Annotated in this window: 12 protein-coding genes; 7 read left to right on the forward strand and 5 right to left on the reverse strand. The window is 31.6% G+C overall.

The genetic code is table 11. The features are described 5' to 3' along the window. Positions 1–447: 447 nt before the first annotated feature. The gene (locus HN014_RS01440; RefSeq protein WP_254884070.1) at positions 448–1,248 is read right to left on the reverse strand and encodes a head GIN domain-containing protein; all 801 of its coding nucleotides are present in this window, start codon (positions 1,246–1,248) and stop codon (positions 448–450) included. A 115-nt stretch (positions 1,249–1,363) separates the two neighbouring features. Beyond that, a complete protein-coding gene (locus HN014_RS01445) occupies positions 1,364–2,722 on the reverse strand; it encodes a TlpA disulfide reductase family protein (RefSeq protein ID WP_176027133.1) in 1,359 nt (452 codons plus the stop codon). Between the two features lie 691 nt (positions 2,723–3,413). On the opposite strand from HN014_RS01445, the gene HN014_RS01450 reads away from it, so the two are divergent. The 4 genes from HN014_RS01450 (at position 3,414) to HN014_RS01465 (ending at position 7,409) form a co-directional block, all read left to right on the forward strand. Continuing rightward, entirely contained in the window at positions 3,414–4,145 is a 732-nt protein-coding gene (locus tag HN014_RS01450; protein ID WP_176027134.1) for a sensor histidine kinase, read from the forward strand. Beyond that, positions 4,142–4,837 (forward strand): LytTR family DNA-binding domain-containing protein, encoded by a 696-nt coding sequence (locus HN014_RS01455; protein ID WP_176027135.1) that lies wholly within the window; start codon positions 4,142–4,144, stop codon positions 4,835–4,837. The genes HN014_RS01450 and HN014_RS01455 overlap by 4 nt, the downstream gene beginning before the upstream one ends. 109 nt (positions 4,838–4,946) lie before the next feature. Beyond that, complete coding sequence (locus HN014_RS01460; RefSeq protein WP_254884071.1) at positions 4,947–5,798, forward strand: protein-disulfide reductase DsbD domain-containing protein; 852 nt, start codon at positions 4,947–4,949, stop codon at positions 5,796–5,798. A gap of 231 nt (positions 5,799–6,029) precedes the next feature. After that, on the forward strand, positions 6,030–7,409 hold the full coding sequence (locus HN014_RS01465) for a TlpA disulfide reductase family protein (protein ID WP_176027136.1): 1,380 nt from the start codon (positions 6,030–6,032) through the stop codon (positions 7,407–7,409). A 79-nt stretch (positions 7,410–7,488) separates the two neighbouring features. Here HN014_RS01465 and HN014_RS01470 read toward each other — a convergent pair whose 3' ends face one another. Continuing rightward, positions 7,489–8,751, reverse strand: coding sequence for a S41 family peptidase (locus HN014_RS01470; protein WP_176027137.1), 1,263 nt, complete (start codon positions 8,749–8,751; stop codon positions 7,489–7,491). Positions 8,752–9,189: 438 nt separating this feature from the next. On the opposite strand from HN014_RS01470, the gene HN014_RS01475 reads away from it, so the two are divergent. Both HN014_RS01475 and HN014_RS01480 read left to right on the forward strand, forming a co-directional pair. Then, entirely contained in the window at positions 9,190–9,411 is a 222-nt protein-coding gene (locus HN014_RS01475) for a hypothetical protein (protein ID WP_176027138.1), read from the forward strand. A gap of 343 nt (positions 9,412–9,754) precedes the next feature. Beyond that, entirely contained in the window at positions 9,755–10,390 is a 636-nt protein-coding gene (locus HN014_RS01480; protein WP_254884072.1) for a class I SAM-dependent methyltransferase, read from the forward strand. Here HN014_RS01480 and HN014_RS01485 read toward each other — a convergent pair. Continuing rightward, positions 10,380–10,859, reverse strand: coding sequence for a hypothetical protein (locus HN014_RS01485; protein WP_176027139.1), 480 nt, complete (start codon positions 10,857–10,859; stop codon positions 10,380–10,382). The two genes, HN014_RS01480 and HN014_RS01485, sit on opposite strands and share 11 nt — an antisense overlap. A 163-nt stretch (positions 10,860–11,022) precedes the next feature. Then, positions 11,023–11,874 carry a carboxypeptidase-like regulatory domain-containing protein gene (locus tag HN014_RS01490; RefSeq protein WP_176027140.1) on the reverse strand — a complete coding sequence of 284 codons (852 nt, stop codon included), beginning with the start codon at positions 11,872–11,874 and terminating at the stop codon, positions 11,023–11,025. A gap of 377 nt (positions 11,875–12,251) precedes the next feature. Here HN014_RS01490 and HN014_RS01495 point away from each other — a divergent pair, with 377 nt between their 5' ends. Beyond that, the gene (locus HN014_RS01495) at positions 12,252–13,718 is read left to right on the forward strand and encodes a sensor histidine kinase KdpD (protein ID WP_176027141.1); all 1,467 of its coding nucleotides are present in this window, start codon (positions 12,252–12,254) and stop codon (positions 13,716–13,718) included.

A 13,718-nucleotide genomic window follows, 5' to 3' on the forward strand; every position in this document is an offset into this window, starting at 1 on the left:
AAATACGAGTAAAATATTCCCTATATATACACTCTCTATTGTGTTAAGTATGTATAATTATGTATTTTAAATTCTATCAATTATACCTTTTTTGTGTTTTTTGTTACTCTCCTCAGCACTATTAAGTATAATTAAACGGTTCTTTTAGAGATTGCCTTTTTCTCTATAAACCATATTTTTAATTCCTTTTTAGGAAAACGTTTCTCTCTATGTTTACCTACATAGAATAAAAAGCTTACACGATGTCTCGTTTTTTTGATACTCTCAGGGAATGAATTCTTTTTACTCAACTAATCGAAAGATAAAAAGGAGACTTAACTGAACCAATACACCACCTCCTTTTGTTTCTATTACCCTAGCTAAGTCATTCTATGTACCTACAAAAAAAAGCTTTATCCGAATTAAATTCGGATAAAGCTTTTCTATTTCTACGCCTTATATGAGACTCTATAGTTGTTCTCGAATTTGTTCGATTGTAGCCTCTCCTATTACAATCCCTCTATCTATCTGTGGATTTCCGATATAGGCTACTGTTGCCTCTCCATAGGCTGTTACTTTTATCCTATCAGAAACATTCACCCGAAAACTTCCCTCTCCATAAGCCGTGATTTTTGTTTCTTTGTTTTTAACGGATAACATACTCACTTTGCTTTCTCCATACGCTGTAATTTTCTGATGCGCTACTGCCCCGTTCTTCACTTCTAAAAAGCTTTCCCCGTACATGGTAACTTTCATATCTTTTAATGCTACTTCTTTCATGATCAACTGGGATGCTCCATAAATACTCAATTGCAATCTATCAGATACAAGTGGGCTTTCCATCACAAACCGTTCTTCTCCTCTCAATGAGAATGATTTGATATTTTTATACGTTACTACTGCTTTTACAACAGTCCCATTATACAGAGGTTTACTTTGTTTCCAACCATCTTTTTTTATTTTCTCATTTTTGGTTACCATTTTAGCCCCATCTAAATATATACGAAGTGTTTTCCCGTTGACCTCTACATTTAATTTTCCTATATCTTCCGTAATTTCTTCTACAATAACAGCTTCTTCCTCTCCTTTTCTGAAGATCACTTCTATATGAGGACTTATAATTACTTTATCAAAAGATTTTACTTCATAACTTTTTATCTGAGCTATAGAGGTATATACCCCTCCTATCACAAATAAAAGAAAAACTAAAACAGTAGTTTCTGGTCTCTTTCTCTTAATATGTTTTACTCTATTTTTAATTTTAGACATAACGTTTATTTTTTTATTGATTGATCCTTAAATATACTATAATTCAAACAGATAGTTAGGCGGTTACATATAGTAATACTCTTTATCAAAGACCACTAACACCTGTTGATGTTCTTTACAATAAACCGTTCAACGTGCTTTTTAGCTCAGGGCTTGAAGGTCTTTTTGCATTGGCCGTGATAATCTTTCCTTCTTTATCCAATAATATAAATCTAGGAATAGCTTCAACCAGGTATTTTTTTACAAAATCCGAATCCCAATCTTGATCCGCAATCAACTGAACACCTTTTAGTTTTTGCTTTTCAGTCATTTTTTTCCATTTTACTTTATCCTTTTGTTCATCTACTGAAATACTTACAAATGTTATTTCTTTATTTCGGAATGTTTTTTCCAGTTCTTTTAAATACGGAAGTTCTTTCTTACAAGGTCCACACCAGGTAGCCCATATATCAATGTATACGTATTTTCCCCGCAATTCTTCTAGTGAAGTAGTACCTCCATTTATATTTTCGTATGTAAAAGAAGGTGAAGGTTTTCCTTTTTCAATTTTTTCAATTTTACTATAGATTGCTTTCAGTTCTTTTTTCAGACTGTCGTTCTGAGAAACTTCCATGATTCTATCATAAATAAGCTTTACATTTTCATTTCCAGGGATAATTGCCTCTTCACTTAAATATTGAATTATATTTTTTTGTATTAGAGCTGAATTGAAGTTTTTTATCTCATCAAATGCAGTTGTTATTGTTTCTTTATTTTTTAACCGATCTTCATAATACACATGAATCAAGTTCTTATAAACTCCAATCGTCTTATAATCTTCTTCATTATCTTTATTTAATTCCTGCAAAGCTTTTCTAAAACTAGCTGGCATAGGAGTCCCTTCTATATTCTTGTAACTATCATAATAATACGGATAATCATTCATCTGTTGATAATAATGATATAGAATGTTCTTTTTCTCTATGACTTTAAAAGTCTCTGAAATATCCTCAGTCGTAGATGCTAACAATTTTTCTGAAATGTCTTTCGCTTTTTTTATCTTCTCGTCAAATGATTTTACATCGTTCTCAAACAAAGTCTTATGTTTCCCTGTAATTGCGAATATGGTTCGTTTTTTATTTTTTAAATAATTATTTTCACCCGCACCTTCTCCTGTAAATGAGATTGATTCGTCAAAATTATCGACATCTACCGTTATATTAATGTTATCCCCAGGTGTTAAAAACAGATTTGCTCCTTTCTTACCATTATATAGCACATAATACCCTTGTTCAAGTTTTAAGGTATCTAAAAAAGTTCCATCTTTTTCTATTTCAATTTTTTGAATTCCTCCGTCTTTATACAGTATTAGGTTATCTTCTTTATGGTGTTGAATATTCCCTGATATAAGAACATAATCTACTGCTTTTTTTTCTTCTTTTTTGCAACTAAATAAAGTAGCCATTAACGCCACCAGTACAATTTGTTTTTTCATTTTATTAGTTTTTCTATAAATAATTTAGGATTCGCTTGTATATTCCTAATATCAATTCTATAGGCGTCAATTAATTTTTATTGACATAACTTCTTCCATGACTTTGCAAAAGGCATATTTACACTTTAAATTTTAGATAGAAAGCAACCTCACAATATCTTCATTTTCTTTATAGATATCATTTTTTTTCGGTTGTTACACTTATTATGCAGGTAATTGACATTTCTTTATTTTTTCTTCCTATTTCGCTTTGTCAGAAGGTACTAATTTTGCAATTTTGAGAAAGATCGGCAGCCTATAGATCCTTCTAAAAGACAAACAACTGCTATAAACAATACAGTTATTACTTATGAATTCTCTTTTTGTTTCTCTTCAAAGTAAGTTTTCTAAGACTTTTATTCTAATTGTATGTTTTCACGTTTTTTTCTGGGTATCCTATTTCTTCTTTCCATTATTACAATTTTGGGGAATGGAAGAGTATCATTTTCCTGTCAAAAAATTACTGCTTGACATCGTATTCAAGCTCATTGTTATTTATAGTGCATTTCTTATAGGTCTTCCCTATATTTTCAGGCACAAACTTTATAAAAAAAAATGGTTATATCTACTGGGTATTGCTATTCTCATTTTTTCTGCATATCTAAATTGTCTTTTTATTGATTCCTTTTTTACCTGTAATACATGCTTCAATATGTTTTGTATCACACGAAGAGGTGTCGAAACTTTTTATTTGATTATTTTCTTTACTCTCTTCTTTTTGTTTGAACGGTTTACAGCTCAAGAGAAAGAGATAGAGGCTGCTAAAACAGCACAGTACCAATCAGAATTAAAATCACTCAAGGCACAGATTCACCCTCATTTTATTTTTAATACTCTTAATGCTATTTATTCTCATGCTATTGTAGAAAATCTAGATTCTAAGTTTTCTAACCTGATTTTTCAGTTTTCTGACATTCTAAAATATGTTGTGTATGAAGGACAGGTTAAAGAGGTTGCTTTATCTCGAGAACTAGAAATTATCGAGAGCTATATTACCCTACAAAGCTTTCGACATGAAGAACATGTTATTGTCCAATATACTAGCGAAATAACAAATAATCGATTGTATATTGCTCCTCTTTTATTAATTACCTTTATAGAAAATGCTTTTAAGCATACAGGAAATCTGACAGGAGAACAACACCCAATTACTATCGAGATTCGGGAACATAGTAATGTCTTACATTTTTATTGCAAAAATCCATATACTGGTAAAAATGACGGCATCCTTTCTTCTGTTCGAGAAACGGAATCTTCTGAAAATGGAATTGGTCTAGAAAACACCAAAAAACGATTAGACATTTTATATCCAGAAAAGCATCACTTACACATCACTAAAGAGGCTTCTTTTTTTTCTGTCCGACTACAAATACACTTATTATGAAATGCATTATTATAGAAGATGAAAGACCTGCTCAAAAATTATTAAAAAATTATATCGAGCGTTATCCCAAACTAAAATTAATAGCTATGTATACTTCTGCTCTAGATGTAGACATGGGTATGATTGCCAGTTGTGACCTTCTCTTTTTAGACATTAAATTACCACAGATCTCTGGTTTATCTTTTTTGCAAACATTACCTGTAAAACCAGAAGTAATTATCACTACAGCTTTTGCTAATTATGCCTTAGAAGCGTTCGAATTAGAAATGACTGACTATCTGCTAAAACCGTTTAACTTCGAGCGATTTTTTAAGGCCGTTAGCAAGGCTGAAAACCAATTTCAGTTAAAGAATAAACAGAAAGAAGGAAAAACAGAAAGAACATTTTTTTTCATCTATGCCGATAAAACTTTTTCCAGAATAGACCGAGATGATATTTTATTTATAAAGTCTGATGATGACTATATAACAATCCACACTTCTCACAAAAAATGGCTATTAAATGACACCCTGAAAAGATGGACACACAAACTTCCTAACAATATCTTTGTGAAAGTACACCAATCCTACCTTATTAATAAAAGTAAAATTGATACTGTTAAAGGGAATCAGGTATTAATCGGAGCTCACACAATTCCAATAAGCAGAAGTCATAAAAAATCTTTCTTAGATCAGTTATCTGATTATTTATAACCTCTAAACAACAGAATACCTACAGATTTCATACAGCTACCGAATATTTTTCTGCGCTCATTTTGCTATTTTCATTTTTGCCTCCTTAAATATCAATAATAAAGCAATTATGAGGCTGATAATTTTTATCTTTTTCCTAGGTTGTTCGACTTTTCTTTTTGCTCAAATACACCACCCCGTACGCCGGGATACATCCATCAAAAAAGATAGTAAAAACAGTTATCTATTAACTGCAATTGCTACTATTCAAAAAGGATGGCATACTTATTCTCTTCAGGTACCAAAAAATGGTCCTCTCCCTACTGTTTTTTCTTTTAACAAAAATAACAACTATCAATGTATTGGCAGTATTACTGAGAGCAAAGGACATATGGCTTATGATCCTGTTTTTGATATGGTAATTACTTATTTTGAAAACAGGGCGGTTTTCTCTCAGCGTGTTTATACTGAGACTCCTCCTAAAGTTATTACTGCCGAAATTGAATATATGGCATGCAACAATAAGGAATGTCTACCACCTCAATATGAAGACTTAACATTTTACCTATCACATCCTGTAAATCTAAAAAACACAGAACAAAGCGCGTGCTCTGATGAAACACTTATCGCAATTTCATCAAAAGATAAAGAATACCAGCAAGGGATAGCATATGCAAAAAAAACAAACAAACCTATTCTCCTAGATTTTACAGGTTGGGCATGTGTAAATTGTAGAAAAATGGAACAAAATATCTGGACAACTTCTAATATCTTATCCCTATTAAAAAACGAAGTCGTACTTATTTCTCTGTATGTAGATGATAAACGTCCTTTTAAAAACGGAGAACGCGTCCCCTCTAAACTATATCCGGGAAAAACACTTCGGTATAGAGGTCAAAAATGGAGTGAACTACAGGCAATACGATATAAGACTAATTCTCAACCTTTTTATGTATTGATGGATCATCAAGAAAAAAACTAAATCCACCAATAGGATACACTCCTGATCCAAAATATATTATCAGTGGTTACAGGAAGGAATACAAAATTTCGAATAGGATTACTCCTTATTTAAAGTAAAACACTTCTTTACATATACACGAAACATTATATAGGAAGTTGTTCTTAATTCTAGATAAACTTCCAGGTATTTACAGCTCGATTACTGAGCAATTTCAACAATAAAAAAAGAGTTAATCAAAAACATACACTAATGAAATATATTATATACAGTATCTTATTTTTGACCTTAATCAACTGCAATACTAAAACAAAACAGGCAGTTGACAAGGTAATTACAAATGACAAAATTATTATAAAAGGAAATGTAAAAAATGTCACAAAAAACAAACTTTATCTGGTAGGAAATAATTTTTCTCAATTTATCGATATTGAAAAAGACGGAAGTTTCGTCGATACACTAACTACTTCTAGTGGTTATTTTTATGTTCGGGACCTTAAAAATTATATTGAGTTATACTTATCTCAGGGAAACTCCTTGGAACTTTTTTATGATGCAGATAATTTTGAAAAATCCATCCGTTTCAAAGGAAAAGAAAGTGTTATTAATGAATATCTACAGAAAAAAAGTGAACTCAAAAATACCATTACCGGAGGAGAGGCTCAATTTAGCCTCCTCAATGAGATAGATTACAAAAAGAAAAACCTAATACTCAAAAAAAGAAGTTTAGATTTGGTAACCTCTTATGACGGGCTTCCTGAATCATTTATAATCAAAGAAAAAAAAAATATCACCTATCAATATTATCTTAGATTTTTTAAATACATATACCTTCATGCATATTATATCAAAGATAGAAACTTCAAACCTTCTGAAACATTCTATAATGAACTTGAAGAAGTAGACATAACCAATGAACAAGACTTCTTAGAGCTTTCATCATATAACAAATTAATCAGAGATTATTATAATCGTCTTATACATAACTGTTCTACAAGTAAAGAGGTGAGCCAGCTTTATAATGGTATTAATTCTAACATTATACAAAAGGAAATTCTGAATATGACGATACAATTCATGGACAGAGAGGATTATGCAATTGATACTTTATATTCAGGGTTGCGTTCTTTGAATCTGGATAGACAAACGCTGGCTGACCTGGAAAAGAAATACCGTTCTATCAAAAAATTAGACGTCGGTACTCCTTCTCCCAGTTTTAAGTATTATAATATAGATGGGAGTAATACCACATTGGAAGACCTCAGAGGTAACTATGTCTTAATTGATGTGTGGGCTACCTGGTGCGGTCCTTGCAAAATAGAAGTTCCTCATTTAGAAAGGTTGGAAAAGAAATATCACAATCAGCAAATCAAATTCGTAAGTATTTCAGTAGATAAAAAGAAGCATTTCGAACGATGGAAAAAATATGTACATAAAAAAAAGCTAAAAGGAATACAGCTTTTTGCTGATGAGTCTTTTGATTCTGATTTCATTAAATACTTCCAAGTAACTTCACTTCCTAGTTTTATCTTACTAGACCCTGAAGGAAATATTGTTTTATCCAAAGCTCCCTATCCCTCTACTCCTGAAATGGAAAAACTATTAGATGATCTATTATCCAAAAAAAAATGACGTTATTAATTAGCTAGTTACAACAAGCCTCATTACTCCATCGATATAAATCGAACATGTGAATGAGGCTTGACTATTATTATTTGTTCTTTATAATTGTTGTTACTTCCTTAAGCCAGTTATCACTTTTTAATTCAATATCTGGCACAACCCCTTTTGCTTCTATTGATTTTCCTTCTTTCGTTTTAATTTCACAAATCGGAATATATAGGTTGTAATGCTTTAAAGAGACACCTGTAACTGGATTTCCTGCTCCTGCTGTTGTTTTCCCAACAATAGTTGCTCGTTTCATTTGCTGTAATATAAATGCAAAATATTCAGCCGAAGAGCCCGTATTCTCAGAAACCATAACATAGACTGGTACATCAAAAAAGTTAGGACCATCCGTATAATTATAAGGCACTTCACTTTGATGCCATTCCTTCTCTCCTATGCAGCGTTTTTTTAAGAGATGCTGATATTCTTTTGTAGCGAATAAATGCTGATTGATAAATCCACTAAGTTCCCCATACCCTCCTCCATTAGAAGTAATATCAAAAATTAAAGAATCACATCCATCAAGAAACTCCAACATCGCTATAACTTTTTTAAAAGCTACGGTCAGGTCAACCCCAGAAGTATCCCACTTAATATATCCGATATTTCCATCTAGTATGCTTACCTGACTAAAACCACCGTTTTTATTGTGTGTTTTTTTCTGACCTTTTATTTTTCCTGTCTTATAAGCGGCTGGGATCTCTTTAACTCCCATATAAAAATGAATATCATTGGTGGTATTCCTCAGGGTTTCTTTAATCTTCTTTGCTATTTCGGGAGGTGTCATTCCTACCAGTTCTTTATCTTTAATTTGTTGTAAAAGAACTTTCTTTACTTTTTTACTTTTTTCTTTATCAAAGTACGTTTGCTCTAATTTTGCTATAATATCAGTAACCAACGTACTAACCTGCTCCTTATTTAATCTTGAATTCAAAAAACGCTGGTGTTTATCATTAATTTTTGATAGCAATTCTCGCCAAGGTTCTTCTTCATATAGAGATTTCAAGTCTGAGTCTTTAATCAAATGATGATAATTATCCCACCCCATATCGACTGCTTTGTATACATAAGATATTGCCAACTCTTTTCTATCAGACAATGCGGCACTACAAGCAGCGTTATACATATCTTTTTTATTCAACAGTTGGGGTTCACTAGTATCAAAAGCTTTTTTATAAAATAGTATACTCTCTTCATATGCTTTATTCCTATATGCTTCTTCTGCACTCATTACAAGATCATTATATGATTGTGCTGCCAGTATTGTGGTTAAAAAAAATGTAATTACTACTGATATATTTTTCATAGTTGTTTTGTTTAGAAGCAACAAAACTACACGACCAAAGCACAAAAACACTATATAAAATACTCATTAACCGATTATTAACCTTTTGTTAACGAAGAAAAAAATCTTCTGTATAATTGGGACTTTTCTTTTTTTTGACTATATTATTATATCTAATATATTAGAAACGGTATTGAAAATTTCAGATGATAAAACGTAATTTGGAGATGTCTCAAACATATTATTTTTATCTATGATTTGGGAATATACAAGGATTTTTGATCTGCTAAAAAAGAAAAAAAGGGTGTTTTTATACTGAAAAAAATATTCTTCCTATTATATTCGTTCCCGAATACCGGAAATGGACTATATTATTCATAATGAATCCAAATAAGAAGTGTTTTGTATAAGTTATGAATAAAAATATTAAACATTTTGTAATTTTATAAAAAAATAGACATGGAATTAATAGAAAGAGCCTTAGAATTCGAAAGTAGAAAGATGAGCCATATGTCTACAAGTGATAGAGTAGCAGCTTCTAGAGAAGCAAAAGAATTGATTTTAGCAATCAATGAGATTTATAAAGAAACAAAAGATACCAAATTAATGGATATCATGAAATTGCTTACTGAAAAGAAACGAAAAATCGAAAAGCGATTAAAAGGAGCAACTGATATATAAATAAAATCTTTTCTTTAATACACTGGCTTATATTATTTCAGATGCTTTTTATAAGCTGTAAATAATATCAAAACATACTGGAAACCCTCTCGTATATCCCACGAAAGGGTTTTACGTGTTTCCTGTAACAAAAACTACTATAGGTATCGATCTTTTCGTTATACATTTTTATACTAGTAAATACCTTCAAAATATTGCGTACTTCCCATATAAATTTTACTTTTGTAGTAGGGAAAACAAAAAAATAAGGGAAAAACGAATACATCCGTCCCCTTGATAAATTCATTCATTTTTTATCGAATAAAAACATTCGTATTCATTATCTTAAAACACAAAATCAAGGATGATGAATACAGAAAATGCATACAATTTATGGGCTAGTCATTATGATGATATGCCTAATAAGACAAGAGACCTGGAAAAAACAGCTGCTCTGACCACTTTACAATCAAAAGAATACCCTTTTATACTGGAACTGGGATGCGGAACTGGAAAAAATACTACCTGGCTCCGACATAAGGCTACCCAACTTACTGCACTTGATTTTTCTGTTGAAATGTTGAGAAAAGCCGAGGAAAAAATTAAGGATAACAACGTTCTTTTTGTACAATCAGATCTAACAAAAGTATGGCCTGTAGCCGATAACACATTTGATTTAATCTCCTGTAGTCTGACATTAGAACACATTCAGGATATTGATTTTATTTTTCGGCAAGCAGTACAAAAGTTACAAAAAAATGGTTTGTTTTTCTTATGTGAATTACATCCGTTTAAACAATATTCAGGAAGTAAAGCGCGGTTTACAGATAAAGGGCAGCTCAATATTTTGCAGTGTTTTACTCATCATGTCTCAGAATATACTGATTGTGCCATTCGAAATGGTTTCAGTATTGAAAAAATAGATGAATGGTTTGATGCTGATGATACAACTACTCTTCCTCGTTTGATTTCTTTTGTTTTTAGAAAAACTACTGTCTAAAAGTAGCTTCTATAAATTGATTATAATCATATTGCAAATCCTCGTGAAGCGTTGCTATTTTTTTTCGGGCATTTTTCAACTCTCGTACATACATTCCGTTAATCACCTTATGTCCCAGTATATCTATTGGAAATGCTTGTAACTTTTGGCAAAAATGTAAAAGTATTTCTATTTCGGTTTCAACCACAGATGAGTATCGGATATATTTTTTATTCGTTCTTAGAATCCGCTGTATGCTTTTCTTTATATAATACATACTCTGTGTATTAATCGTTTCAAACGCTTCATCCATTTCTTCTTTAATTTGAGTAATGAATTCCTCTTCATCAGCAGCCTCAAACAACAAATATGTTAATAGTTCCTTGTTTTCCTTCTTGAATCTGGACAAACGAAGACAAATGGCAATCAATTCACTATTCGAGTATTCTGACAGTGCTGATTTTATTTCCTTTACAGTACTACTTTTCACGAAATTAATTTCTAATTTTCCTTATACATTCTTAATGTTTTCCCTCGTCAATATAATCGTTCCTGCAAGGTACTTAAAAGACACTTCTAAATAAAAGAAAGTTGTACAACAAATAGGTCGTACAACTTTTCTATAGCATATTAAAAAAATATACAAGCGTTTCTTATTTCAATACAACACTTTGTATCGCAAAATTAAATCCTCTTTCTTTCTTCCATTTTCCTAAACTAATGGAGCGTGTTCGTATAGCGTCCCCCGTGTATAACGACCCTTTTAGAGCTATAAATGGTGTTGCTTTCCCTGTTGTCAACCATTCATAAGAGATATAAAAAGGCGCTTCGACAACGATTTTCTCCTTAAAAGTATGACGTAACCATCCATCTGATCGTGTAGATGTTATATATACTGGCTCACTAAGAAGTATATTACCTGGGTTTCCTTCTTTATCGACATCATATACATTAAGTCTTAATGTATATGGTTTCTTCTCTATATCCATGTTTTTTACATACACTGAAGCAGAAACTATGGTAGCGCGTCCCCGGGGATGCATCTTCCTAGCAATCTCTGCACCAGCTTTTTTCTCTCCTCCTATATAGCCCAGGTAATAACTGGAGGCACGTTTGATTCCTAATGTTCTCGTTTTATATTTTCTTTTTTTTCTTACAGAAATTAGTACCTCATCTAATATCGTTTCTTTCTCTTCTAATACAATTATTACCGGCGTTTCTTTCTTAAGCAATTCAGAAACGGCAATCTCTTTTGTTTTAAATCCAATACTTGAAAAAGTGACAAACTCTCCCAAATATTGAGAATTTAATATAAGTTCAAACTCTCCGTTTTCGGTAGTTACCGTTCCTATATTCTTATCAAATATCCCTACATTAACATAAGGAATTCCTTCTTTTGTTTTTTGGTTTATAACACTTCCTTTAATTGTATTAGAACCATATAACGTTATACTACAAAAGCATAACAAGAGGCCTATCATCAATGGGGTATTCACTTTTTTCATTTCTTTATTCTTTATCATTTAATCCATCTGCCGTTTATTACAAAAAGAAGCAGACATTCACTAAAATGGCTTCTGGCACCACTGATACCTATAAGACATGAATCCTTCTACGCCTTCATTATAACAATGCTGATGTTGAAATTCTTTCGGAAGCAAAAATAGAGACGAAAATCGCGGATTTCCTTAATAGAATTTTAATCCATTTTAATGAAAAGTTAATATATAGGGAAAGAACAAGTGCGTTTTCCTTCTATTTTTTTAATGATATTTCGTCAATAGCTAAACGCAAAGAAATTACTGATTTACAAAACCTTAATCTTTGTTAACAAAACCTTAATCAGTTAGCACATAGAACCTTCTTTATTAATTTTGCCTTTATGATTAAAAATAAAAAACTGACATACTGGTTAAGTACTTTAATTCTTCTTTCTATCATCAGTATTTTAATATTACAGGGGTATTGGATTTCTCATTCCTATACCAAAGAACATAACGAGTTTAAAGAAAATGTTCATAAAGCTTTATCAGAATTTGATCTAAATCTATCAATTAAAAACCGTCAGATAATTCTTCTTGATGACCATATCGAATATGAATATGAATATTACTCTCCTGATTCTACCTATAATTTTTACGGGAGCTATAGAATCGAAAAAGAACAAACAAAGGATGTCACTTTTGACAATCAATTATTCGCTGTAAGAAAGGAGCAATTCAGACAAATCAATCAATTTTTCAAAAAAGACAGCCTTGCATTTCCCAATCTACTGGAAGAAGTCGAACTTACTATCACGCAACAGTGTGTAAAATGCAGGGATTACAAAGTTTTTAATCTGGATAGTATGCTAACGGTATCCTTAAAAAAATTTGGAGTTTCTCTTCCTTTCCAGTTTGGCGTCTATAATAAAAATAAAAAGAAATGGGATTATTTATCCGATAAGCAAATCGATACACTTACCCTAAGTCAAACCACATATCAAAAACCATTTCAGGCTTCAGAAAAAAAAGACAAGAGCTTTCACCTCTTATTGCAAAAAGAGGACCGGTTTATCTTACAAAAGATACAAACTGTCATCGCATTATCTATTGCGTTGTTACTTTTGATTTCGGCAAGCTTCTTCTATCTCTTACGATTTGCCTTGCAACAAAAAAAACTATCTGAGATGAGAACCAGCTTCATCAATAATATGACACATGAATTCAAAACCCCTGTCGCTAATATTCTACTAGGAGTGGACAATATCGAGAATGCTCATATCATCAATAAACCAGCAGCAATTCAAAATTTTACAAAAATTATTCGCAAAGAAAGTATTCGAATTAATGAAATGGTCAATACCATTCTGGAACACGCACAATTAGACAGAGGTCACTGGAGGCTTAACCTAGAACATGTAGACATGCATCAGCTTATCAAACAGTTATTAGATATATGGGTTCTGCCTGTTCAGGAGAGAGGAGGAAAAATCACGGTTGATCTCGCTGCTACAAAAATGACGTTATTTGCGGATGAGGCTTTACTATATCAGGCGATTTCTAATATTCTGGACAATGCGAATAAATACTCTTTAGACACGCCAGATATTACCATTCAAACTTATAATACGATCCACTCATTACATATTAAAATTACAGATAAAGGAATTGGTTTTTCTGCCCTTGAAAAAAAGCATATTTTTGAAAAATTCTACCGTATTCCTACCAAAAACTTACACGATGTAAAAGGATTTGGGCTTGGGCTTAATTACGCTGAAAATATTATTCATTTTTTTAAAGGAAAAATTAATGTAGAAAGCGAAAAAGGAAAGGGAAGCTCTTTTGAAATTGTATTACCAATATCTTAA

The sequence above is a fragment of the Aquimarina sp. TRL1 genome, from assembly GCF_013365535.1.
Taxonomy (GTDB): Bacteria; Bacteroidota; Bacteroidia; order Flavobacteriales; family Flavobacteriaceae; genus Aquimarina; species Aquimarina hainanensis.